General features: G+C 36.7%; 23 protein-coding genes and 1 riboswitch. All 23 genes read left to right on the forward strand.

The features are described 5' to 3' along the window. Window positions 1–6 precede the first annotated feature (6 nt). Window positions 7–1,113, forward strand: a complete 1,107-nt coding sequence (gene nusA / locus DN394_RS04515) for a transcription termination factor NusA (RefSeq protein ID WP_000102596.1) — start codon at window positions 7–9, stop codon at window positions 1,111–1,113. An 11-nt stretch (window positions 1,114–1,124) separates the two neighbouring features. Continuing rightward, window positions 1,125–1,397 (forward strand): RNase P modulator RnpM, encoded by a 273-nt coding sequence (gene rnpM / locus DN394_RS04520; protein ID WP_000071127.1) that lies wholly within the window; start codon window positions 1,125–1,127, stop codon window positions 1,395–1,397. Then, complete coding sequence (locus DN394_RS04525) at window positions 1,398–1,709, forward strand: YlxQ family RNA-binding protein (RefSeq protein WP_001286521.1); 312 nt, start codon at window positions 1,398–1,400, stop codon at window positions 1,707–1,709. Window positions 1,710–1,713: 4 nt separating this feature from the next. Next, on the forward strand, window positions 1,714–3,774 hold the full coding sequence (gene infB, locus DN394_RS04530) for a translation initiation factor IF-2 (protein WP_000036353.1): 2,061 nt from the start codon (window positions 1,714–1,716) through the stop codon (window positions 3,772–3,774). Next, the gene (locus tag DN394_RS04535) at window positions 3,771–4,052 is read left to right on the forward strand and encodes a DUF503 domain-containing protein (protein ID WP_000582364.1); all 282 of its coding nucleotides are present in this window, start codon (window positions 3,771–3,773) and stop codon (window positions 4,050–4,052) included. Before infB ends, DN394_RS04535 begins: the two co-directional genes overlap by 4 nt. Window positions 4,053–4,067: 15 nt before the next feature. After that, a complete protein-coding gene (gene rbfA / locus DN394_RS04540; RefSeq protein ID WP_000776445.1) occupies window positions 4,068–4,424 on the forward strand; it encodes a 30S ribosome-binding factor RbfA in 357 nt (118 codons plus the stop codon). 86 nt (window positions 4,425–4,510) lie between these two features. Beyond that, entirely contained in the window at window positions 4,511–5,434 is a 924-nt protein-coding gene (gene truB, locus DN394_RS04545) for a tRNA pseudouridine(55) synthase TruB (RefSeq protein WP_046957399.1), read from the forward strand. Between the two features lie 43 nt (window positions 5,435–5,477). Continuing rightward, window positions 5,478–6,449 (forward strand): bifunctional riboflavin kinase/FAD synthetase, encoded by a 972-nt coding sequence (ribF, locus tag DN394_RS04550; RefSeq protein WP_149293647.1) that lies wholly within the window; start codon window positions 5,478–5,480, stop codon window positions 6,447–6,449. A gap of 100 nt (window positions 6,450–6,549) precedes the next feature. After that, window positions 6,550–6,819, forward strand: a complete 270-nt coding sequence (gene rpsO / locus DN394_RS04555) for a 30S ribosomal protein S15 (RefSeq protein ID WP_001229392.1) — start codon at window positions 6,550–6,552, stop codon at window positions 6,817–6,819. A 160-nt stretch (window positions 6,820–6,979) separates the two neighbouring features. After that, window positions 6,980–9,118, forward strand: a complete 2,139-nt coding sequence (pnp, locus tag DN394_RS04560; protein WP_046957398.1) for a polyribonucleotide nucleotidyltransferase — start codon at window positions 6,980–6,982, stop codon at window positions 9,116–9,118. A 152-nt stretch (window positions 9,119–9,270) separates the two neighbouring features. Continuing rightward, on the forward strand, window positions 9,271–10,170 hold the full coding sequence (locus DN394_RS04565) for a polysaccharide deacetylase family protein (protein ID WP_000647534.1): 900 nt from the start codon (window positions 9,271–9,273) through the stop codon (window positions 10,168–10,170). Window positions 10,171–10,256: 86 nt separating this feature from the next. Then, window positions 10,257–11,498, forward strand: a complete 1,242-nt coding sequence (locus DN394_RS04570) for a M16 family metallopeptidase (protein WP_000593006.1) — start codon at window positions 10,257–10,259, stop codon at window positions 11,496–11,498. A 130-nt stretch (window positions 11,499–11,628) separates the two neighbouring features. After that, window positions 11,629–11,880 carry a YlmC/YmxH family sporulation protein gene (locus DN394_RS04575; protein WP_149293648.1) on the forward strand — a complete coding sequence of 84 codons (252 nt, stop codon included), beginning with the start codon at window positions 11,629–11,631 and terminating at the stop codon, window positions 11,878–11,880. Window positions 11,881–12,154: 274 nt separating this feature from the next. Continuing rightward, on the forward strand, window positions 12,155–13,057 hold the full coding sequence (gene dpaA / locus DN394_RS04580; RefSeq protein ID WP_000954740.1) for a dipicolinic acid synthetase subunit A: 903 nt from the start codon (window positions 12,155–12,157) through the stop codon (window positions 13,055–13,057). Then, the gene (dpaB, locus tag DN394_RS04585) at window positions 13,054–13,653 is read left to right on the forward strand and encodes a dipicolinate synthase subunit B (protein WP_001049480.1); all 600 of its coding nucleotides are present in this window, start codon (window positions 13,054–13,056) and stop codon (window positions 13,651–13,653) included. Before dpaA ends, dpaB begins: the two co-directional genes overlap by 4 nt. Window positions 13,654–13,803: 150 nt before the next feature. Next, entirely contained in the window at window positions 13,804–14,850 is a 1,047-nt protein-coding gene (gene asd, locus DN394_RS04590) for an aspartate-semialdehyde dehydrogenase (protein ID WP_046957394.1), read from the forward strand. Window positions 14,851–14,873: 23 nt separating this feature from the next. Next, on the forward strand, window positions 14,874–16,106 hold the full coding sequence (gene dapG / locus DN394_RS04595) for an aspartate kinase (protein ID WP_097914682.1): 1,233 nt from the start codon (window positions 14,874–14,876) through the stop codon (window positions 16,104–16,106). 11 nt (window positions 16,107–16,117) lie between these two features. Further along, entirely contained in the window at window positions 16,118–16,996 is an 879-nt protein-coding gene (gene dapA / locus DN394_RS04600; RefSeq protein WP_000564777.1) for a 4-hydroxy-tetrahydrodipicolinate synthase, read from the forward strand. A 759-nt stretch (window positions 16,997–17,755) separates the two neighbouring features. Beyond that, on the forward strand, window positions 17,756–19,426 hold the full coding sequence (locus DN394_RS04605) for a ribonuclease J (protein ID WP_000823080.1): 1,671 nt from the start codon (window positions 17,756–17,758) through the stop codon (window positions 19,424–19,426). Window positions 19,427–19,530: 104 nt separating this feature from the next. Then, window positions 19,531–20,280: a translocation-enhancing protein TepA gene (tepA, locus tag DN394_RS04610; protein ID WP_000139828.1), complete on the forward strand. Its 750-nt coding sequence runs from the start codon at window positions 19,531–19,533 to the stop codon at window positions 20,278–20,280. Further along, window positions 20,277–20,480, forward strand: a complete 204-nt coding sequence (locus DN394_RS04615) for a YlzJ-like family protein (RefSeq protein ID WP_000605020.1) — start codon at window positions 20,277–20,279, stop codon at window positions 20,478–20,480. The genes tepA and DN394_RS04615 overlap by 4 nt, the downstream gene beginning before the upstream one ends. Before the next feature lie 212 nt (window positions 20,481–20,692). Continuing rightward, window positions 20,693–23,077 carry a DNA translocase FtsK gene (locus DN394_RS04620; RefSeq protein ID WP_001118773.1) on the forward strand — a complete coding sequence of 795 codons (2,385 nt, stop codon included), beginning with the start codon at window positions 20,693–20,695 and terminating at the stop codon, window positions 23,075–23,077. A 203-nt stretch (window positions 23,078–23,280) separates the two neighbouring features. Next, window positions 23,281–23,382, forward strand: a riboswitch (purine riboswitch). 233 nt (window positions 23,383–23,615) lie between these two features. Then, window positions 23,616–24,341 carry a GntR family transcriptional regulator gene (locus tag DN394_RS04630; protein WP_000114176.1) on the forward strand — a complete coding sequence of 242 codons (726 nt, stop codon included), beginning with the start codon at window positions 23,616–23,618 and terminating at the stop codon, window positions 24,339–24,341. Window positions 24,342–24,394 lie beyond the last annotated feature (53 nt).

A 24,394-nucleotide genomic window follows, 5' to 3' on the forward strand; every position in this document is an offset into this window, starting at 1 on the left:
ATCTTCATGAGCACTGAGTTGTTAGATGCCTTGCTCGTATTAGAGTCAGAAAAAGGAATTAGCAAAGATATTATTATTGATGCGATTGAAGCAGCGTTAATCTCTGCTTATAAACGCAATTTTAACCAAGCACAAAACGTTCGTGTGAGCTTTAACCCAGAAGTGGGAACAATTCAAGTTTTAGCACGTAAAGACGTTGTTGATAATGTGTTTGATCCACGTCTTGAAATTTCTGTTGAAGAAGCAAGACAAATTAATCCAAACTATCAAGATGGTGACGTACTAGAGATTGAAGTAACACCAAAAGATTTTGGTCGTATTGCAGCACAAACTGCAAAACAGGTTGTAACACAACGAGTGCGCGAAGCAGAGCGTGGTGTTATTTACTCTGAGTTTAGTGACCGTGAAGAAGATATCATGGTGGGTATCGTACAACGTCAAGATGCTCGTTTCATCTATGTAAGCTTAGGGAAAGTAGAAGCTTTATTACCTGTAAGTGAGCAAATGCCAAACGAACAGTACAAACCACATGATCGTATTCGCGTATTCATTACGAAAGTAGAAAAAACAACGAAAGGACCACAAATTTACGTATCACGTACACATCCTGGTCTTTTAAAACGTTTATTCGAAATGGAAGTTCCTGAAATTTATGATGGAACTGTTGAAATTCGTTCTGTAGCACGTGAAGCAGGCGATCGCTCTAAAATTTCTGTACATGCAGAGAACATTGATGTTGATCCAGTAGGTTCTTGTGTAGGACCGAAAGGACAACGTGTACAACGCATTGTAGACGAACTAAAAGGCGAAAAGATTGACATCGTTCGCTGGTCAAATGATCCAGTAGAATATGTTGCAAATGCTTTAAGCCCATCACAAGTTGTTAAAGTGCTTGTAGATGAAGAAGAAAAAGCAACAACAGTTGTTGTTCCAGACCACCAACTGTCATTAGCTATTGGTAAGCGTGGACAAAATGCACGTCTTGCAGCTAAATTAACAGGTTGGAAAATTGATATTAAGAGTGAGTCTGATGCGAAACAACTTGGTATTGTAACAGAAGAAGATAGCGTAATCGCATTCGGATTCGATTCAGTTGAAGACGAAATCGAATAGAGGTGATGAGTATGAGCAATCGAAAAGTTCCGTTACGAAAATGTGTTGCAACGCAAGAAATGAAATCAAAACGAGAGCTCGTTCGCATTGTTCGTTCCAAAGAGGGAGAAGTGTCCATTGATTTAACTGGAAAGAAATCAGGACGAGGTGCTTATTTGTCAAAAGATAAAGAAAGTATTCTTCAAGCTCAAAAGAAAAATGTTTTGGAACATCATCTAAAAGCGAAAATCGACGGTTCTCTATACGAAGAGCTTCTTGAGCTTGTTGAGAAGGAGTCGAAATAAGTGTCCGATTGGAAATCGTTTTTAGGACTAGCAAACCGGGCTCGGAAAATTATTTCGGGTGAAGAACTTGTTTTAAAAGAAGTACGAAGTGGCAAAGCAAAACTTGTATTGCTATCTGAAGATGCGTCAGCAAATACTACAAAACGCATCACGGATAAAGCGACGTATTACAACGTACCAATGAGAAAGGTCGAAAATCGACAACAATTAGGGCATGCGATTGGGAGAGACGAGCGAGTCGTTGTAGCTGTGTTAGATGAGGGCTTTGCGAAAAAGCTGCGTAGCATGCTCGATACAAATTACCGGGGGTGAAGGTATGAGTAAAATTCGAGTGCATGAATATGCAAAACAACATAATATCTCAAGTAAAGATCTTATGACAAAACTAAAAGAAATGAATATCGAGGTTTCGAATCATATGACAATGTTAGAAGATGAAGTAGTAAATAAATTAGATAATGCGTATCAAACTGAAAAACCTTCTGTTGCAGATGAGTTTGAAGTAGAAGAAAAAGTTGTTCGTAGTAAAAAGAACAGCAATAAGAAAAAGAAAAAAGGCAAGGGAAATGAAGACAAACGTCAAGATAACTTTGCTGGAAGACAACAAACACAAACTGTAGAAACACCAGATAAAGTTACTTTCTCTGGAAGTCTTACAGTAGGTGAGCTTGCTAAAAAATTAAGCAAAGAGCCATCTGAAATTATTAAGAAGCTCTTTATGCTTGGAATTATGGCAACAATTAACCAAGACTTAGATAAAGATACAATTGAGTTAATTGCTACTGATTATGGTATTGAAGTAGAAGAAGAAGTAGTTGTAAGTGAAACTGAATTTGAAACATTCATCGATGAGCAAGATGATGAAGAGAACTTAAAAGAGCGTCCAGCTGTAGTTACAATTATGGGGCACGTTGACCATGGTAAAACAACTTTACTTGACTCTATCCGTAATTCAAAAGTAACTGCAGGCGAAGCAGGTGGAATTACTCAGCATATTGGTGCATACCAAGTTGAAGTAAATGACAAGAAGATTACATTCTTAGATACGCCTGGTCACGCGGCATTTACAACGATGCGTGCTCGTGGTGCGCAAGTAACGGATATTACAATCCTTGTTGTTGCAGCTGATGACGGTGTTATGCCACAAACAGTTGAAGCAATTAGCCATGCGAAAGCAGCTGGAGTACCAATTATTGTAGCTGTGAATAAAATGGATAAACCAGCGGCAAATCCTGATCGTGTAATGCAAGAATTAACAGAGTATGAATTAGTTCCAGAAGCTTGGGGCGGAGATACAATTTTCGTACCAATTTCTGCAATTCAAGGTGAAGGAATTGACAACTTATTAGAAATGATTCTTCTTGTAAGTGAAGTAGAAGAATATAAAGCAAATCCAAACCGCTATGCAACTGGTACTGTAATCGAAGCACAGCTTGATAAAGGTAAAGGAACTATCGCGACATTACTTGTTCAAAACGGTACACTTCGAGTTGGAGATCCAATCGTTGTTGGTACTTCATTCGGACGTGTTCGTGCAATGGTAAGTGATATTGGTCGTCGTGTAAAAGTTGCTGGTCCATCAACTCCTGTTGAAATTACAGGTTTAAACGAAGTACCACAAGCGGGAGATCGTTTCATGGCATTCGCTGATGAGAAGAAAGCTCGTCAAATCGGTGAATCACGTGCACAAGAAGCGTTACTTGCTCAGCGTGGTGAAAAATCTAAATTAAGCCTTGAAGATTTATTCCAACAAATCCAAGAAGGCGATGTAAAAGAAATTAACTTAATTGTGAAAGCAGACGTACAAGGTTCTGTAGAAGCAATGGCAGCGTCACTTCGTAAAATTGATGTTGAAGGTGTTAAAGTTAAAATTATCCATACAGGCGTAGGTGCGATTACAGAATCTGATGTTATTTTAGCTTCTGCATCTAATGCAATTGTAATTGGATTTAACGTACGCCCTGATGTGAATGCGAAGCGTACAGCTGAATTAGAGAATGTTGATGTTCGTTTACACCGTATTATCTATAAAGTAATCGAAGAAATCGAATCAGCAATGCAAGGTATGCTGGATCCAGAATTCGAAGAAAAAGTAATCGGTCAAGCGGAAGTACGCCAAACATTCAAAGTAACAAAAGTTGGAACAATCGCAGGTTGTTACGTAATTGACGGTAAAATTACACGTGATAGTGGCGTGCGTATTATCCGTGATGGCGTAGTAATTTTCGAAGGACAACTTGATACGTTAAAACGTTTCAAAGATGACGTAAAAGAAGTTGCACAAAACTATGAGTGTGGTATTACAATTGAGAGATATAATGATCTTAAAGAAGGGGACATCATTGAAGCGTACATTATGGAAGAAGTGAAGCGATGATTATCGCTTCACTCTCATTCGAGTGTATGATTTACGATGTGCATTCTTTAAAAGAGAAACGAGCAATTTTGCAACGGGTGCTAACTCGTGTGAAGCAGCGTTATAATGTAGCTGTTTCAGAAGTAGGGCATCAAGATGTATGGCAACGTACAGAAATTGCAATTGTTTCTGTATCCTCTAATCGTGTTATTTGTGAAAAAGAAATGAATCGTGTACTTGAGTACATCGATTCATTTCCTGAAATTGAACGTACAATAACACAATTGGAATGGTATTGAATGAGGTGAAGAGTTATGAAATTACGTGCAAATCGTGTAGGCGAGCAAATGAAAAAAGAATTAGGCGACATCATCAGTCGTAAAATTAAAGATCCACGTGTTGGATTTGTTACAGTAACAGATGTACAAGTGAGTGGAGATTTACAAATTGCTACAGTATATATTTCTGTTTTAGGTGATGAGGAACAGAAAGAAAGTACATTAAAAGGTTTAGCGAAGGCAAAAGGTTTCATTCGTTCAGAAATTGGCCAGCGTATTCGTCTTCGTAAAACACCGGAAATTTCCTTTGAGTTTGATGAGTCTATCGGATATGGTCATCGAATTGATACACTTTTACATCAAATTAATAAAGACGGTAAACGTGAAGAATAATGGATAGACATTTGTCTATCCATTTTTTCAATGCAAAATTAATTTTGGATAATTACTATGAAAGAATTATGATGAGGTGAACATATATGGAAGGTGTAGTATTATTACATAAGCCAAAAGGCATGACATCACATGATTGTGTATTTAAATTAAGAAAGATATTGCGTGAGAAACGAATTGGTCATACAGGAACATTAGATCCAGATGTAACAGGAGTATTACCTATTTGTGTAGGACGAGCAACGAAGATTGCACAATTTTTAACAAGTGAGACGAAAACATATGAAGGTGAAGTAACACTTGGATTTTCAACGACAACTGAAGATGCTTCTGGTGAAGTTGTTGAAAGGAAAAATGTAGATCGTGTTATTACTCGTAAGGAAGTAGAAGGGGCTCTTGCTGCATTAACAGGTACAATTGAACAAATGCCTCCGATGTTTTCAGCTGTAAAAGTTAACGGAAAAAAATTATATGAATATGCAAGAGCAGGACAAGAAGTTGAACGTCCAGTTCGTACAATTACAATTCATGAATTTGTATTACTAGATGACCGTGAAGTGTTTGAGGGAGAAAATATTTCATTCCGTTTCCGTGTAACGTGTAGTAAAGGGACATATGTAAGAACGTTAGCAGTAATGATTGGTGAAAAACTTGGTTTCCCATCACATATGTCTCACCTTGTAAGAACAGCTTCTGGTGAATTTTTATTAGAAGATTGCATATCATTTGAAGAAATTGAAGAAAACGTGCAAAATGGAACAGTAGAGTCTATCTTCATTTCAATTGATGAAGCATTAAGTAAGTTTCCGAAAATGGTTGTAGATGAAAAGCAAGCAGAGAAAATAAAGAATGGTATGTTCTTAAAAAATGAATTGCAAATAACGGCGCCATTTATAACAGTGTTTGATACAAATAATCGCTGCCTTGCAATTTATGAGCACCATCCAAAACACCCTGGTATGCTAAAGCCGATGAAAGTACTTGTGAATAATCAAGAACTAAAGCTATAATGAATTATCGGAAGGATTATTACAGAAAAAGGTGAATTCAAGCGTGAAACTTATTCATTTAACTCATCCACATGAACAAAATAAATTAGAATTACCACCTACTGTAATGGCATTAGGATTTTTTGATGGCATTCATTTAGGACATCAATGTGTGATTCGAACTGCGAAACAAATAGCTGATGAACGAGGATATAAAAGTGCAGTTATGACATTTTATCCGCACCCATCTGTTGTTTTAGGAAAAAAGGAAGCGTATGCGGAGTATATTACACCAATGTGTGATAAAGAAAAAATAGTCGAAAACTTAGGGATCGATATATTATATGTTATTAAATTTGATGAATCGTTTGCAGGCTTATTGCCACAACAATTTGTAGATGATTATATTATTGGTTTGAATGTAAAGCATGTAGTAGCAGGGTTTGATTATTCATATGGACGTTTAGGAAAAGGAAAGATGGAGACTTTACCATTTCATGCAAGAGGGGAGTTTACACAGACTGTGATTGAAAAAGTTGAATTTCAAGAAGAGAAAGTAAGTTCTACAGCATTACGAAAGTTAATTCGAAATGGCGAAATGGAACAAATTCCATCTATTTTAGGTAGAGCATATACAGTAGGGGGAACGGTTGTACACGGTGATAAGCGTGGACGTCAAATTGGTTTTCCCACAGCTAATATAGGTTTAAGTGATGAGTATCTATTACCACCTGTAGGTGTTTATGCAGTGAGATTAAAAGTTCACGATGAATGGTACGATGGTGTATGTAATATTGGATATAAACCAACTTTTAAAGAAGATGAGCGTCAATTATCTATTGAAGTGCATTTATTTGAATTTAACAAAGACATATATGATCAAAATGTTACAGTAGAGTGGCATATGCGTATAAGAGAAGAAAAGAAATTCAATGGCATCGATGAGTTAGTTGAACAAATTGCAAAAGATAAGAAAACAGCACAAGAATATTTTGCGAACGAAAAGAATATACTTGCTTTTTCAAATGAAAAGTAGTATTCTATGTTATGTACTTTATGACAACCATTGCTTGGCATTGCGACTCACCGACGCTTGCTAGGTAATTGGGGGTTTAATTAATAGGAGGTGAAATAGGATGGCTTTAACACAAGAGCGTAAAAATGAAATCATTGCACAATTTAGAACTCATGAGACTGATACTGGTTCTCCAGAGGTTCAAATTGCTGTCCTAACGGAGCAAATTAACACTCTAAACGAGCACTTACGTACTCACAAGAAAGATCATCATTCACGTCGTGGTCTATTAAAGATGGTTGGTAAACGTCGTAACTTACTAACTTACCTTCGTAATAGCGATATCACACGTTACCGTGAATTAATCACAAAGCTTGGCTTACGTCGATAGTCAAAGAAGCGGGAATATTCCCGCTTTTTTGTTAGGTAAAAATATATCTTCTACCCTTTATAGCTTACTTCATTTTCGGTAATACTAGAGGTAGAATATTGTGATATACTATCCATTTACATAGAAGAATTGAATACTTTAAATTGAGAGGGGTACTTAAATGAGTCAAGAAAAGCAAGTCTTCTCGATAGATTTAGCTGGTCGCCAGCTAACAGTTGAAACAAGTCAGCTTGCGAAGCAAGCGAACGGAGCAGTATTAGTAAGATATGGCGATACAGCGGTTCTATCTACAGCAACTGCATCAAAAGAACCAAAAAATGTAGATTTCTTCCCACTTACAGTAAACTATGAAGAGCGTTTATATGCAGTCGGAAAAATTCCTGGCGGTTTCATTAAACGTGAAGGTCGTCCGAGTGAAAAAGCAATTTTGGCAAGTCGTTTAATCGACCGTCCAATTCGTCCGCTTTTCGCAGATGGTTTCCGTAACGAAGTACAAGTTGTCAGCATAGTAATGAGTGTTGATCAAGATTGTTCTTCTGAAATGGCAGCTATGCTTGGTTCTTCATTAGCGTTATCGATTTCAGATATTCCATTTGAAGGTCCAATCGCGGGTGCAACAGTTGGTCGTATTAACGGCGAATTCGTTATTAATCCAACAGTAGAACAGCAAGAACAAAGTGATATTCACCTTGTTGTAGCTGGTACGAAAGATGCAATTAACATGGTTGAAGCAGGAGCAGATCAAGTGCCTGAAGAAACAATGTTAGAAGCAATTATGTTTGGACATGACGAAATTAAACGTCTAATTGCATTCCAAGAAGAGATTGTACAAGCTGTAGGTAAAGAGAAATCAGAAGTGAAACTTTATGAAGTTGACGCTGATCTTAATCAAGCTGTACGTGAAATGTCTGAGAAGGATATGCATTCTGCAATTCAAGTACATGAGAAACATGCACGTGAAGATGCAATTAACGAAGTGAAAAAGCGTGTAATTGAGCATTACGAAGCGCAGGAAGCTGACGCTGATACGTTAGGACAAGTAAGTGAGATTTTATATAAAATTGTAAAAGAAGAAGTACGTCGTCTTATTACAGTTGAAAAAATCCGCCCAGATGGCCGTAAAGGTGACGAAATCCGTCCATTAGCATCAGAGGTTGGTATTTTATCTCGTACACACGGTTCTGGTTTATTCACACGTGGACAAACACAAGCATTAAGTATTTGTACATTAGGTGCATTAGGCGATGTACAAATTTTAGATGGTCTTGGTGTAGAAGAATCAAAACGCTTTATGCACCATTACAATTTCCCATCATTTAGTGTTGGTGAAACAAGACCGATGCGTGGACCAGGTCGTCGTGAAATTGGTCACGGTGCACTAGGAGAACGTGCTCTTGAGCCTGTAATTCCATCTGAAAAAGATTTCCCATATACAGTACGTCTTGTATCTGAAGTTTTAGAATCAAATGGTTCTACTTCACAAGCAAGTATTTGTGGTAGTACTTTAGCAATGATGGATGCTGGTGTTCCACTTAAAGCTCCAGTTGCAGGTATTGCAATGGGTCTAGTTAAAACTGGTGAGCATTACACAATTTTATCTGATATTCAAGGTATGGAAGATCATTTAGGTGATATGGACTTTAAAGTAGCAGGTACAGCAAAAGGTGTAACTGCACTGCAAATGGACATTAAAATCGATGGTCTATCTCGTGAAATTTTAGAAGAGGCATTACAACAAGCGAAAGTTGGTCGTGTGCACATTCTAAATCATATGTTATCTGTTATTGCAGAGCCACGTACTGAGTTATCAGCTTACGCTCCAAAGATTATTACAATGACAATTAACCCAGATAAAATCCGTGACGTTATTGGGCCGAGCGGTAAACAAATCAATAAAATTATTGAAGAAACTGGCGTTAAAATTGACATCGAGCAAGATGGTACAGTATTCATTTCTTCAATAAATCAAGAAATGAATGACAAAGCTAAGAAAATTATCGAAGATATCGTTCGCGAAGTACAAGTAGGTGAAATCTACGAAGGAAAAGTGAAACGTGTTGAGAAATTCGGTGCTTTCGTTGAATTATTCAGCGGTAAAGATGGATTAGTTCACATTTCAGAACTTGCACTTGAGCGTGTAGGTAAAGTAGAAGACGTTGTGAAGATCGGTGATGTAATTACAGTTAAAGTTATCGAGATTGACAAGCAAGGTCGTGTGAATCTATCTAGAAAAGTATTGCTAAAAGAAGAGCAAGAAAAAGAAGCTGCTAAAGAAGAAAACAAACAAGAGCAGCAATAAGTAAAAGCCAGTTAAACTGGCTTTTTTTGTTATGTAAAAAATATGATTTACATATATTTTTATGTCAGTATAGGTATAGTTTTCATTATAACGCTCAAATTAACAAAGATAAGAAGAAAAAAGGTTTTTATATAGTTAATGGGAGGGTTTATATGAAAGCTCGTATATTGGCATACATATGTATATTCTTTTTATATGTCAGTGTAGGCTCTTATTCCGTTTTTGCACAGGATAACTTATATGAAGAAATTCAAAAACATGCAAAACAATATGAGATTGCACCTCAAAACGCGATGATTGATAAGATATGGAAATTAACACCAGGATATAATGGAAGACAAGTTGATATCGAAGCATCTTATAATAATATGAAGAAACTAAAGAAATTTGATCAAAAATATCTGGAATTCAAGGAAGTATCACCGAGTGTCCACTTAGAAGATTTATCACCAGCTCCAATTTATAGGGGACATCCAAATAAAAAGATGGTGGGATTAACAATAAATGTGGCGTGGGGAAACGAGTATTTGCCTCGTATATTAGAAATATTGAAAAAACATGATGTGAAAGCGACTTTCTTTTTAGAAGGACGTTGGGTGAAGGAAAATTTGCGATTTGCAAAAATGATTGTTGATGCAAATCAAGAAGTCGGAAATCATTCTTACACACACCCTAATATGAAAACGCTATCTTCTGATGAAATCCGAGATCAGTTACAAAAAACAAATCGAATGATCGAAGCAGCTACGAATCAAAAGGTAAGATGGTTTGCTCCGCCGAGTGGAAGTTTTCGGGATGAAGTCGTGAAAATTGCAGATGATTTCCAAATGGGAACGATTATGTGGACTGTAGATACAATTGATTGGAAGCGACCTGAACCAGAGGTACTATTGCAGAGAGTGATGACAAAAATACATCCAGGTGCTATCGTATTAATGCATCCAACTTCATCTACAGCAGAAGCATTAGATACAATGATTACAAAATTGAAGGAACAAGGATATAAAGTAGGGAATATAACAGAATTACTGGATGAAAAACGTGTGGATTAAATACATTTGCATGACATTCATCCTTAAACTTGTTATCATTAAATAATAGCAATTAATTAGAGAAACTGGCAGTAGGAGGAAAGTTTTTGATTAAAAAATATACTTGTAAAAATGGTGTAAGAATCGTTATGGAGAATATACCAACTGTAAGATCGGTTGCAATTGGTATTTGGATTCATGCGGGATCAAGAAATGAAAATGAAAAAAATAACGGGGTTTCCCACTTTTTAGAGCATATGTTCTTTAAAGGGACAGAAACACGTAGTGCACGCGAAATTGCAGAATCATTTGATAGCATTGGTGGGCAAGTGAATGCTTTTACTTCAAAAGAATACACTTGTTACTATGCAAAAGTGCTAGATGAGCATGCTAAATATGCTTTAGATGTATTAGCAGATATGTTCTTTAATTCAACATTTGATGAGGAAGAACTGAAAAAAGAGAAGAATGTCGTATGTGAAGAAATTAAAATGTACGAAGATGCTCCAGATGATATTGTGCATGATATGTTAACGAAAGCAACATATGAAACGCATCCACTTGGATATCCTATTTTAGGAACAGAAGAAACGCTTGATACGTTTACAGGTGATACGCTACGCCAATATATTAAGGATCATTACACACCTGAAAATGTCGTTGTTTCAGTTGCAGGAAATATTGATGAAGCCTTCTTGCAAACGGTAGAGCAATATTTCGGTAGTTATGAAGGAACAACAAACCGTGAACAAGTACATAGCCCAATTTTCCATTTTAATAAGGTAGCACGTAAAAAGGAAACAGAACAAGCTCATTTATGTTTAGGATATAAAGGCTTACAAATGGGACACGAAGATATTTATAACTTAATTGTATTAAATAACGTTTTAGGCGGTAGTATGAGTAGCCGTTTATTCCAAGAAGTACGTGAGCAACGCGGGTTAGCCTATTCAGTATTTTCTTACCATTCTTCTTATGAAGATACAGGTATGTTAACGCTGTATGGTGGAACAGGTAGCCAACAATTAGATACACTGTATGAAACAATGCAAGAAACATTAGAAACATTGAAAAATACAGGTATTACAGAAAAAGAGCTTATTAATAGTAAAGAGCAATTAAAAGGAAACTTAATGTTAAGTTTAGAAAGTACGAATAGCCGTATGAGCCGTAATGGTAAAAATGAATTGCTACTTCGTAAGCATCGTTCACTTGATGAGATTATTGAAAGTGTAAACACAGTAACAAAAGAAAATGTTGATGAGTTAATTCGTAACATGTTTACAGATGAATTCTCTGCAGCATTAATTAGTCCAGATGGAAAACTTCCAAAAGGAATAAAACTATAATTGCTTTATATGAAGTATGTAAAAATAACCGTATCTCTTTTAAAAGAGATACGGTTATTTTTTTTTTGATATACAGAATAGGTACTAATTATGGATAACTTAAATTCATAATTCGGTAGGGGGAGAGTGTATGCGATTAAGTGAATTAAGTGGCAAAGAGATTGTAAATTTAGAAAGAGCAGAAAAAATGGGAGTTTTAGGTTATGTGGATTTAGAGATTGATGAGAAGGATGGCCAAATACAGGCTCTTATCATACCGGGTGGGAAATGGGGAGGTTTTAAAAAGGAACCACAAGAAGTAAGAGTCACGTGGAGCCAAATTAAGAAAGTAGGGTACGATATGATCCTTTGTGATATTACGGATCATTCAAATTCGAAGTGAAAGGTGGCCATTTTGGTCATCTTTTTTTTGTTCATTCTCTTCTGAGTAAAAGCTCACATGAATCGAGCGTTTACCGGAAAGCAATTTCCCGTATAATGTCCTCTCATATGTCGAATGTTGAGAGGGAGGTCTAACTGCATACAAATAGCGGGATAAATCATACGTGCTTTTGTTTTTCAATCACCTAAAACTCGTACATTACATATGATGTGGAGGAAAAAGAAAAAGTAGGCACTTTTCTTATAAATGACAGAAAAAGAAGGTGAATTAGGGAATGTTGACTGAGATGCATATTGCTGTCATAGGAGGAGATGCAAGACAGCTAGAAGTAATTCGCAAGCTAGTTGAATTGGATGCGAAACTTTCATTGATAGGGTTTGATCAGTTAGATCATGGCTTCACAGGGGCAGCAAAAGAAAGTATACAAAATTTAGATTTCACTTCTGTAGATGCAATTATTTTGCCAGTTGCAGGTACAAATGCCAAGGGAGAAGTAGATACTATTTTTTCAAACGAAAAAGTTTCTATAACGAAAGAACAAATTGAAAATACACCAGAACACTTTACTATATATTCAGGTATTGGTACGCCTTACTTGGAAAATCTCGTATCTACTACAAACCGCAAACTTGTTAAATTATTTGATCGTGATGATGTGGCAATCTACAATTCTATACCAACTGTAGAAGGTACATTAATGATGGTAATTCAACATACCGACTATACAATTCATGGTTCCAATGTAATGGTTTTAGGATTTGGTAGAACAGGGATGAGTGTTGCCAGAGCATTTCAATCATTAGGAGCCCATGTCAAAGTTGGAGCAAGACGATCGGAACATATTGCACGTATTACAGAAATGATGTTTTCTCCTTTTCATATGCAAAATATTGAGAAAGAAGTAGGAAATATCGATATTGTCATTAATACAATTCCGCATCTCGTCGTGACAGCGAATGTTATTTCGAAAATGCCGGCTCATACGTTAGTAATTGATTTAGCTTCTAAACCAGGCGGTACCGACTTTAGATATGCGGAAAAAAGAGGAGTCAAAGCGCTGTTAGCACCTGGATTACCAGGTATTGTTGCTCCAAAAACAGCAGGACAAATTTTAGCGAACGTTCTTTCTCAGTTACTAGCAGAAGACGTAATAGCAAGAAAGGAGAATGGGGAATGAATTTAAAAGGGAAAAGAATAGGGTTTGGTTTTACTGGTTCACATTGTACGTATGAAGAAGTAATGCCTCATTTAGAAAAATTAATTGCTGAGGGAGCAGAAGTACGCCCCGTTGTTTCTTACACTGTTCAATCAACAAATACGAGATTTGGAGAAGGAGCAGAGTGGATTAAAAAGATTGAAGAAGTAACAGGCTTTAAAGCGATTAATTCCATCGTTGGCGCAGAACCACTAGGACCTAAAATTCCACTAGATTGTATGGTAATTGCACCACTAACAGGAAATTCTATGAGTAAATTTGCAAATGCAATGACAGACTCTCCAGTACTAATGGCAGCGAAAGCGACGTTAAGAAATGGCAAGCCTGTCGTGTTGGCTGTTTCGACGAATGATGCTTTAGGGCTTAATGGAGTAAATCTCATGCGCCTAATGGCAACAAAAAACATCTACTTCGTCCCATTCGGTCAAGATGCACCAGAGAAAAAACCAAACTCAATGGTAGCTCGCATGGAGCTGCTGGAAGACACAGTATTAGAAGCACTGCAAGGGAAGCAATTACAACCGGTTGTCGTAGAAAAATTCAGATATATGAATTGAAAAACGAAAAAAAACGGACAATTTTTGATGAAACCATCATTCTTACTGTAGAATATGATAAAATTAACGTTATTAAGATTAGAAGGGGTATTGTATACTCCTTCTAATTCTAAGTTATAGAAGGATTGGTATCTAGAAAGGGGCATAGTGATGGAAAAGCAAAAAACTTTTCATGTCGCTGTAGTTGGAGCAACCGGCGCAGTTGGTGAACAAATGTTAAATACTTTAGAGAAACGAGAATTTCCAATCGGGAAGTTAACGTTACTTTCATCTAAACGATCTGCAGGTAAAAAACTTGTATTTAAAGGCGAAGAATTTACAGTTCGAGAGGCAACTCCTGAAAGTTTTGAAGGAGTAGATATCGCACTATTTAGTGCTGGTGGATCTGTATCAAAACAATTAGCGCCAGAAGCAGCAAAGCGCGGTGCGATTGTTGTTGATAATACAAGTGCATTCCGTATGACAGAAAACGTGCCACTTGTTGTACCTGAAGTAAATGAAAACGACTTAAAAGAACATAATGGTATTATTGCAAATCCAAACTGTTCTACAATTCAAATGGTAGTAGCTCTTGAGCCAGTTCGTCAGCAATATGGTTTAAAACGAGTAATCGTTTCCACATATCAAGCTGTATCAGGTGCTGGTGCGGCAGCGATTGAAGAACTTCATGAACAATCACAAGCAATCTTAAATGGTGAAGAAGTGAAGGCGAATGTTTTACCTGTATCAGGTGATAAGAAACATTTCCAAATTGCTTTCAACGCGATTCCACAGATTGATAAATTCCAAGATAATGGATTTACGTTTGAAGAAATGAAAATGATTAATGAAACGAAAAAAATTATGCATATGCCTGAATTAGAAGTAGCGGCAACATGTGTACGTTTACCAGTTGTATCAGGTCACTCTGAGTCTGTTTACATCGAAGTAGAAAAAGAAGGTGTAACAGTAGAAGAATTCAAGAGCTTACTTGCAAATGCGGAAGGTATCGTTCTGCAAGATAATCCAGAAGAGCAGTTATATCCAATGCCAGCTACTGCAGTAGGTAAAAACGAAGTATTCGTTGGAAGAATCCGTAAAGATTTAAATAACGATAAAGGATTCCATCTTTGGGTCGTATCTGATAACTTATTAAAAGGCGCTGCATGGAATTCTGTTCAAATTGCAGAGCGCTTAGTAAAATTACAATTAGTGTAAACGGCTAAGAGAAGGTGCAAAATATGAAAATTATTGTTCAAAAATTTGGTGGCACATCCGTACGTGATGAAAATGGACGTAAGCATGCGCTTCATCATATAAAAAAATCGCTAGATGCGGGTTATAAAGTAGTTACTGTCGTATCTGCTATGGGCCGTAAAGGTGAACCATATGCAACTGATACTTTGTTAAGTCTTGTAAATCAAGAGGAATCTCGCATTTCTAATCGTGAGCAAGATTTATTATTATCATGCGGAGAATTAATCTCAGCAATCGTCTTCTCTAACATGTTAAATGAGAACGGTATAAAAGCAGCGGCATTAAATGGTGCACAAGCTGGTTTTGTAACAAATGAGGATTTTACGAATGCTAAGATTATTGAAATGAATTGCGATCGTGTACATGAAGAATTAGAAAATTTAGATGTAATCGTAGTTACAGGATTCCAAGGACAAACGAAAAAAGGTGATACGACAACACTTGGACGCGGAGGTAGCGATACTTCAGCTTCAGCGTTAGGTGTTGCGCTTCATGCTGAATACATCGATATCTTCACAGATGTAGAAGGTGTTATGACTGCGGATCCTCGCATTGTAAAAGATGCACGTCATCTTCAAACGGTAACGTACAATGAAATTTGTAACATGGCATATCAAGGTGCAAAAGTTGTTCATCCACGTGCAGTGGAAATTGCGATGCATGCAAAAGTACCACTTCGTGTACGTTCTACGTATTCTGATAGTGAAGGTACGCTTATTTCAGCATCGGACGGTGCTACAAAAGGCCGTGATGTAGAAGAACGGCCTGTTACAGGTATCGCTCATGTGTCAAATGTGACGCAAATTAAAGTGCTTGCAAAAGAAACAGCATATGATTTGCAACAGCATGTGTTTAAAGAAATGGCGAATGAAGGAATCAGTGTCGATTTAATTAATATTTCACCTACTGGGGTAGCTTATACGGTGAGTGATAGTGTATCAAGTCGTGCAGTTGAATTATTAAAAAACCTTGGATATGAGCCAATTGTGACAGAACATTGTGCAAAAGTATCTATTGTAGGAGCTGGAATGGCAGGATACCCAGGGGTTACTGCGAAAATCGTTACAGCTTTAGCGGAAAAAGGTATTCAAATTCTGCAATCGGCAGATAGCCATACAACAATTTGGGTTCTTGTAAAAGAAACTGATTTAGTGGAGGCTGTAAATGCATTACATAGTGCGTTTGAGCTTTCAAAAGAAAAGCAACTGGAACAATAAGGAGTGAGACCATGATAGATTTTGGGACAATTGCAACCGCGATGGTAACTCCGTTTGATAAAAACGGAAATATCGATTTTGCGAAGACAACGAAATTGGTAAATTATTTAATAGATAACGGTACAACAGCAATCGTGGTAGGAGGAACGACAGGAGAATCTCCTACATTAACTTCAGAAGAAAAAGTAGCGTTATATCGCCATGTCGTATCTGTTGTCGATAAAAGGGTGCCCGTAATCGCTGGAACAGGTAGTAATAATACGCATGCTTCTATTGACTTAACTAAAAAGGCAACAGAGGTTGGTGTTGATGCAGTAATGCTAGTAGCACCGTATTATAACAAACCGAGTCAAGAAGGAATGTATCAGCATTTTAAAGCAATTGCTGAAAGCACGCCGCTTCCGGTTATGCTATATAACGTTCCAGGACGATCTATTGTACAGATCTCCGTTGATACAGTTGTTCGTTTATCAGAAATAGAAAACATTGTTGCGATTAAAGATGCAGGCGGCGATGTGTTAACAATGACAGAAATCATTGAAAAAACAGCGGACGACTTTGCGGTATACAGCGGTGATGATGGTTTAACGTTACCAGCTATGGCAGTTGGAGCGAAAGGTATCGTTTCTGTAGCATCTCATGTTATCGGAAATGAAATGCAAGAAATGATTGCAGCATTCCAAGCAGGAGAATTTAAAAAGGCGCAAAAATTACATCAATTACTTGTAAGAGTAACGGATTCATTATTTATGGCGCCAAGCCCAACGCCAGTAAAAACAGCGTTACAAATGGTTGGATTAGATGTAGGCTCTGTACGTTTACCACTTCTTCCATTAACAGAAGAAGAAAGAGTAACGTTACAATCTGTTATGCAATCTATCCCTCGTTAATAAAAAATGACCTAGTATAGAACTAGGTCATTTTTTTATGGTATGAAAATCTTTGCCGCTCTTTTTTACCTACCATATTACTCCGTGTGTTTGATCGCTTTTTCATTATGTATTGCAACATATACAAGAAAATAATTGTACCCCCTTTAAATGAATCAAAAAAACATAGTTATTATAGGATAAACATTTGTATAAAAGTAATAAACTATTGATTCTATTTTTCAGAGGAATTGCCTCAAATGTGATGTGATTCATAAAAAAGCTTTATTTTATAAGTTTTTTTGTTCGATTCTAGAAGAATAAGTCTTGAAAATCCATATTATGAAATAAATTTAGTGTATTTATGGCTATTTCTTCAAAAAATTATGGAGTACAAAATCGAAGCAAATATAAAGGAAATACGTTCGATACTTTTGTTGTAATTCCGTTCTTTTACTTTCTCTTTCGCACGATTTAACTTGTGTTCTATTTCTTGTATCAGGTATAATATGGCTAAGTAGCTTAGTACGGGTATGCTTAGCAAAATTGGTAAAAATTATAATTTGATTACATTTTCATATCATATCGAATAAGATATTTGATTTATATAATGAAAGAGAGGTGAAACCTGGTTTAAAAAATAAATAAGGACATGATATCGCATAACGGTAAGGACATTCGTCTTGGACGGTGAATATATGGTGGTTGTAGAGTTTCCCCTGGTGTCTCTGCAATTTTAGTGAAATCAGTGTTTGAAAGATTTTTAAACCAGGCAACAACATGAAGAGAAAAGAGAATGAGTCTGTTAAAGTATTTGCTCTTGGTGGAGTAGGTGAAATCGGGAAAAACATGTACTGTGTTGAAATTGATTCTGAAATCTTTATTGTAGATGCAGGATTAATGTTCCCAGGAGATGAAATGTTTGGAATTGATATCGTTATTCCTGATATTACATATTTAGTGGAAAATCAAGAGCGAGTAAAAGGTTTATTTATTACTCACGGTCATGAAGATCATATTGGAGGTATTGTTTACGTACTTCGTAAATTATCTATTCCAGTGTATGCAACGAAATTAACGGTAGGACTTATACAAGAAAAACTTGGCGAAGCGGGTATGTTAGGCCGTGTAGACTTAAAAACGATCGATTCAAATTCAACAGTAGAGTTTAATACTACAACGGTGTCATTCTTTGGAACGACACATAGTATTCCAGATTCTGTTGGTGTTTGTTTCCATACATCAAAAGGTGCTATCGTATACACGGGAGACTTTAAATTCGATCAAACTCCAATTGGAAATAGTGGAGCAGACCTTGGGAAAATGGCACAAATCGGAAATGAAGGCGTACTGTGCTTATTATCTGATAGTACAAATGCTGAGCGTCCAGGCTATACAGGTTCTGAAAAAGAAGTTGGTGTAGAAATTTCTAAAGTGTTCTACGGCGCAGAAGGACGTATTATTGTTGCTTCATTTGCATCGAATGTACATCGCATTCAACAAGTATTTGATGCAGCTGCTGAAACAGGACGAAAAGTAGCGGTTGTAGGTCGTAGCATGGTGAAAGTGGTAGATATCGCAAGACGTCTTGGTTATTTAGATGTTCCAGAAGGTATGGTTATTTCACTACAAGAAGTAGACAATTTCCCAGAGAAAAAGGTAGCTATTTTAACGACAGGTAGCCAAGGTGAACCGATGGCAGCCCTTTCTAGAATGGCGAAGCAAGCTCATAAACAAATTTCAATTCGTAAAGGCGATACGGTTATTATTGCGGCTTCTCCAATTCCGGGTAATGAAATATCTGTATCGAAAATTATTGACTTGTTATTTAGAGCTGGGGCTGATGTTATTTATTACGGTGAAAGAAAAGTTCACGTTTCAGGTCACGGTAGCCAAGAAGAATTAAAATTAATGTTAAATTTAATGAAACCTAAGTATTTTGTACCCGTACATGGTGAGTTCCGTATGCAAAAAGCACATGCATATTTAGCTGAAGATGTAGGTATTGCAAGAGAGAATATCTTTATCGTAGAAAAAGGCGATGTAATTGCTTTTGGTGACGATGAAGCAAACTTAGTTGGCAAAGTACAAGCTGGTAATGTGTTAATTGATGGATTAGGTGTAGGTGACGTTGGTAATATCGTTCTTCGAGATAGAAAAATGTTATCTCAAGATGGAATATTAGTAGTTGTTGTAACACTTGGTAAAGATGAAAAGAAAATTATCTCTGGTCCAGAAATCATTTCACGTGGTTTTGTGTATGTTCGTGAATCAGAAGCGTTAATTGACCGCTCTACAGAGATTGTACGTATGATTGTTGAGCAATCGATTAAAGAGTATTCAATTGAATGGTCTATGTTAAAACAAAATATTCGTGAATTATTAGGGCAGTTCTTGTACGAAGAGACAAAGAGAAAACCTATGATTTTACCGATTATTATGGAAGTATAAAAAAGATCACCTTTACGGGTGATCTTTTTTTCTTTTTAAACTCTATCGAATGAAATTTATAACTTAAGAAATAATAGTTATATACGAGTGAAAGGGGATGCGATATGACAGAACGTGATCGTTATACAAATGAAGGGAAAGAGGCTGAGCCGAAAGAAACTGGGAAAGAAGCCTCGATAGTGGAAAAAATTCAACAGCTAGGGCAAACGAATGTACCACAAATGAATGAATCGAGTATTCATTGTTTAACAATCATTGGACAGGTGGAAGGTCATGTTCAGTTGCCGCCGCAAAATAAAACAACAAAATATGAGCATATTATTCCGCAAATTGTTGCGATAGAACAAAATCCGAAAATTGAAGGTTTGCTTTTAATATTAAACACGGTCGGAGGTGACGTTGAAGCAGGGTTAGCAATTTCTGAGATGGTAGCTTCGCTTTCAAAGCCAACGGTATCACTTGTACTGGGCGGAGGGCATTCTATCGGTGTACCAATCGCCGTCTCTACGGATTATTCATTTATTGCGGAAACTGCGACGATGACAATTCATCCCATTCGTCTAACAGGTCTTGTTATAGGTGTGCCGCAAACATTTGAGTATTTAGATAAAATGCAAGAAAGAGTCATTCGATTTGTGACGAAGCATTCGAAAGTAACCGAAGATCGTTTTAAAGAACTTATGTTTGCGAAAGGGAATTTGACGCGAGATATTGGGACGAATGTTATTGGTGGCGATGCAGTGAAATATGGTCTTATAGATGATGTCGGTGGTATTGGGAATGCGATTCGAAAGCTGAATGAATTAATAGATGCTCGCATGGATGATAGTGCAGAAGGGACAATGTTACAATGATTTTATACACAATTATGCCAGAGCAACTTGTATATCCAGCTGATTATTCGCAATGTGAAAGCCAAAAAGTTGTAAATATAAACGGTGTTGAATTAATGGTTTCTGAAGAAGAACATGGGTGTTATTCTATTGTACGTGTGTTAAGTACGGATCCGCTACACTACTTAGAGTTTGAGCCCGGCCAGAAAATAACCTTTTAGCAAAAAGAAGGATTTTGTTTAGAAGCTATGGTATAATATAAAAAACAAGACGGTTGAGCAGCCATGAGAGGGCTGCTTTCTTCTGTTTATTTAACAATTTACAAGAAGTGTAAAAATAGAAGATATAAGACCTGAAAAAATAGAGAAAACAGACATATAAGTAGAGCTTTTTTAAGGAAGCCCTACTTACATGTAGAACACGAGGTGAAGAAATGGCAAAACAAAAGCAAAGAGGGACGAAGGCAAAAGCAAGACGCACGATAAAGCCAACTTTGTATTATGAAATCGTCGGTTTAACTCTTTTTGCACTTTCAATCATTACGATTTTACAGCTAGGTGTTGTAGGGAAATCGTTTGTGTTATTTTTTCGCTTCTTCTTTGGTGAGTGGTACATAATTGGTGTGTTAGGTGTAATAGCTTTATCGGTTTCGTTTGTTATCAAACGTGGATGGCCGAACCTTTTAAATAAACGGTTAATTGGTTTTTATTTAATAGTATTGGCGATATTAATGTTTAGTCATATTACATTATTTAACCTTCTTACGAAAGATGGAGCGGTGCAAAATACTTCTGTTATTGTGAGTACGAAAGATAACTTCTTTCTTGAAATGAAAAAGGGGCCGGATAGCGTCCATTTAGGCGGTGGTATGTTTGGGGCGCTTATGTTCGCGACGTGTTACTTTTTATTTGACGAAGTAGGAGCTTATATCATTGGTATTATTTTAGTGATTCTCGGCATACTTTGTATAACAAATAAGCATATTGGAGAAGTACTTGCCCCTGTAGGAAGAATCCTTAGAAGTCAATTTGAAGTAATGCAAGGGGATTATAAAGATTGGAGATCCAAAAGGACGGCTGAACAAACAGAAAAGAAAAAAACAACGAGAAGCACAAGGAGCAAACGTGCTGCAGAACAAGAAGAGATTATTGAGCCGATGGAAGAAATCTCAATTGATCCTCCAATTATTTCGAATTTCACTGAGAATTATCCTGTAAATGAAGAAGAGAATAAACGAATTAGCGAAGAACAGGAAGCAGAGTTAATAACTTCACCGTCTATTGAAGAGGCTCCGCCTGTTGAAGAATCTAAGAAAAAGCGTGGAGAAAAGATTGTAGAATCTTTAGAGGCGGAAACAAGTGCCCCGCCAATGCAATTTTCAAATGTAGAAAATAAAGATTACAAGCTTCCTGCACTTGATATATTGAAATTTCCTAAGAATAAGCAAGTTACAAATGAAAATGCAGAAATTTATGAGAATGCTCGTAAATTAGAACGTACATTCCAAAGTTTTGGAGTGAAAGCGAAAGTAACAAAAGTACATAGAGGTCCTGCAGTTACAAAATATGAAGTGTATCCTGATATGGGAGTAAAGGTAAGCAAAATCGTTAGTTTAAGTGATGATTTAGCACTTGCTTTAGCTGCGAAAGACATTCGTATTGAAGCACCTATTCCCGGGAAATCAGCTGTAGGGATTGAAGTTCCGAACTCAGAAGTATCTATGGTAACGCTTAGAGAAGTTCTTGATTCTAAGGCTAATAATCATCCGGAAGAGAAGTTGTTAATTGGTCTTGGACGAGATATTACAGGTGAAGCTGTATTAGCCCGTTTAAATAAAATGCCCCATTTACTAGTAGCTGGTGCGACAGGTAGCGGGAAAAGTGTATGTATTAATGGTATTATTGTTAGTATTTTAATGCGTGCAAAACCACATGAAGTAAAATTAATGATGATTGATCCGAAAATGGTAGAGTTAAATGTATATAACGGTGTTCCGCATTTATTAACACCAGTTGTAACTGATCCGAAAAAAGCATCACAAGCTTTGAAAAAAGTCGTGAGTGAAATGGAACGACGTTATGAGTTATTTGCTCATAGTGGCACGCGTAACATTGAAGGATATAATGATCATATTAAAGAACATAATAGTCAATCAGAAGCGAAACAACCGGAATTACCTTATATTGTAGTAATAGTGGACGAGTTAGCCGATTTAATGATGGTTGCTTCATCAGATGTAGAGGATGCGATTATGCGTTTAGCACAAATGGCTCGTGCGGCTGGTATTCATTTAATTATTGCGACGCAGCGTCCATCGGTTGATGTTATTACGGGAGTTATTAAAGCGAATATTCCATCACGTATTGCATTCGCTGTATCTTCTCAAACGGACTCTCGTACAATTCTTGACGGTGGTGGTGCAGAGAAACTGCTAGGTCGTGGAGATATGCTGTTTATACCAATTGGTGCATCGAAGCCTGTACGTGTACAAGGTGCATTTTTATCCGATGATGAAGTTGAGAGAGTTGTAGAGTATGTTATTGGTCAGCAAAAAGCGCAATATCAAGAAGATATGATTCCACAAGATGTTCCTGATACGAAGCAGGAAGTAGAAGATGAATTATATGATGAAGCAGTTCAGCTTGTAGTAGAAATGCAAACAGCATCTGTTTCTATGTTGCAACGTAGGTTTAGAGTAGGTTATACGCGAGCTGCCCGTTTAATTGATGCAATGGAAATGAATGGTGTAGTAGGTCCGTATGAAGGTAGTAAACCACGAGAAGTGCTCATTAATGATGTACAAGAAAAAAGTTCATAAAAAAAGCCTAATTGTTTTTACAATTAGGCTTTTTTATATGCTAGTTTTGTTATATACTATATTCAGCGATAAAGAAAGGGCTTACATATAAAGCGATTCTTTAGAATACGAATACTTTTATTATGTTTTTAATGAATGTTCGATATTTAATGTAGAAAAATGTTAAATTTTGTTGACACGTATGGGAGCAAGTGGTAAGATTACTTCGAAAAGAATCACTGCCTCATATAATCTTGGAGATAAGGTCCATAAGTTTCTACCCGGCAACCATGAATTGCTGGACTATGAGGGGAAAAGTGTGTAACAAAGGATGTAAACGATCTTTGTGCCGAACTTTTTCTCGAAATGAGGAATGTTTATGGTACGAAGTTTTTTTTATGCAGTAAAGAGTGAAAATTTTATCTTGAAAAATTATTAATATTTATTCGACAATTAAGCTTATTTTTAGTATTTAGCAATTTTTATTATGTTGTAAGTTGAAAAAAGAGAAAAGAAGTCTTACATCAGAGGTCGAATAATTGAAATGCGGGGGAGTCTTATGTCAGTAAAATCCGATAGTCGTCACCTATATTTACGGGTGATTGATCACATCAAAGAAAAAATTAAAGATGGAGCTTACAAAGAAAGACAGAAGTTACCATCAGAGTTTGATTTAGCGAAAGAACTTGGTGTAAGTAGGGCGACTTTAAGGGAAGCGCTGCGTATTTTAGAAGAAGAAAATGTTGTCATTCGTAGACATGGTGTAGGAACATTTGTAAATGCAAAGCCGTTATTTTCTTCTGGGATTGAACAACTTTCTAGTATTACAGATATGATTTCTAGTGTGGGGAAAACACCAGGAACTATCTTTTTATCATCATCTACAACAAGTTTAACAGAAGAAGAAAAAGAGAAGTTTAATAGTGAAGACGGTTTTAATGCCGTAATGATTGAGCGTGTGCGTACAGCAGATGGGGAACCTGTTGTATATTGTATCGATAAACTTGCAAAAGAAATCTTGCCAGATTTATCGGGATACAACGAAGAATCATTGCTTACAGTGATACATAACAATACGCACAAACGTATCACATACGCAGTTGCTCACATTGAGCCAATTGGCTATCATCCGAAAATCTCACCGATTTTAGAATGTGAACCGGAAACGGCACTGCTAGTTTTAAAACAAATGCACTATGATCAAAATGATGAGCCAATCTTATATTCTATCAATTACTTTAGAGCTGATAAGTTTAGCTTCCACGTATTAAGAAAACGTATGTAGGTAAGTTCCATTTTAGGGAGGTGACAGCAAGAAGTTAGGGACAGCAGCGTAAG

It is taken from the genome of Bacillus sp. BB081 (assembly GCF_008368895.1).
Lineage (GTDB): Bacteria > Bacillota > Bacilli > Bacillales > Bacillaceae_G > Bacillus_A > Bacillus_A wiedmannii.

Excerpts from the sequence above, each read along its gene's own strand:
- nusA (WP_000102596.1), top strand. The coding sequence starts at position 7 with ATGAGCACTGAGTTGTTAGATGCCTTGCTCGTATTAGAGTCAGAAAAA.
- rnpM (WP_000071127.1), top strand. The coding sequence starts at position 1,125 with ATGAGCAATCGAAAAGTTCCGTTACGAAAATGTGTTGCAACGCAAGAA.
- infB (WP_000036353.1), top strand. The coding sequence starts at position 1,714 with ATGAGTAAAATTCGAGTGCATGAATATGCAAAACAACATAATATCTCA.
- DN394_RS04535 (WP_000582364.1), top strand. The coding sequence starts at position 3,771 with ATGATTATCGCTTCACTCTCATTCGAGTGTATGATTTACGATGTGCAT.
- rbfA (WP_000776445.1), top strand. The coding sequence starts at position 4,068 with ATGAAATTACGTGCAAATCGTGTAGGCGAGCAAATGAAAAAAGAATTA.
- truB (WP_046957399.1), top strand. The coding sequence starts at position 4,511 with ATGGAAGGTGTAGTATTATTACATAAGCCAAAAGGCATGACATCACAT.
- rpsO (WP_001229392.1), top strand. The coding sequence starts at position 6,550 with ATGGCTTTAACACAAGAGCGTAAAAATGAAATCATTGCACAATTTAGA.
- pnp (WP_046957398.1), top strand. The coding sequence starts at position 6,980 with ATGAGTCAAGAAAAGCAAGTCTTCTCGATAGATTTAGCTGGTCGCCAG.
- DN394_RS04565 (WP_000647534.1), top strand. The coding sequence starts at position 9,271 with ATGAAAGCTCGTATATTGGCATACATATGTATATTCTTTTTATATGTC.
- DN394_RS04575 (WP_149293648.1), top strand. The coding sequence starts at position 11,629 with ATGCGATTAAGTGAATTAAGTGGCAAAGAGATTGTAAATTTAGAAAGA.
- dpaA (WP_000954740.1), top strand. The coding sequence starts at position 12,155 with ATGTTGACTGAGATGCATATTGCTGTCATAGGAGGAGATGCAAGACAG.
- dpaB (WP_001049480.1), top strand. The coding sequence starts at position 13,054 with ATGAATTTAAAAGGGAAAAGAATAGGGTTTGGTTTTACTGGTTCACAT.
- asd (WP_046957394.1), top strand. The coding sequence starts at position 13,804 with ATGGAAAAGCAAAAAACTTTTCATGTCGCTGTAGTTGGAGCAACCGGC.
- dapG (WP_097914682.1), top strand. The coding sequence starts at position 14,874 with ATGAAAATTATTGTTCAAAAATTTGGTGGCACATCCGTACGTGATGAA.
- dapA (WP_000564777.1), top strand. The coding sequence starts at position 16,118 with ATGATAGATTTTGGGACAATTGCAACCGCGATGGTAACTCCGTTTGAT.
- DN394_RS04605 (WP_000823080.1), top strand. The coding sequence starts at position 17,756 with ATGAAGAGAAAAGAGAATGAGTCTGTTAAAGTATTTGCTCTTGGTGGA.
- tepA (WP_000139828.1), top strand. The coding sequence starts at position 19,531 with ATGACAGAACGTGATCGTTATACAAATGAAGGGAAAGAGGCTGAGCCG.
- DN394_RS04615 (WP_000605020.1), top strand. The coding sequence starts at position 20,277 with ATGATTTTATACACAATTATGCCAGAGCAACTTGTATATCCAGCTGAT.
- DN394_RS04620 (WP_001118773.1), top strand. The coding sequence starts at position 20,693 with ATGGCAAAACAAAAGCAAAGAGGGACGAAGGCAAAAGCAAGACGCACG.
- DN394_RS04630 (WP_000114176.1), top strand. The coding sequence starts at position 23,616 with ATGTCAGTAAAATCCGATAGTCGTCACCTATATTTACGGGTGATTGAT.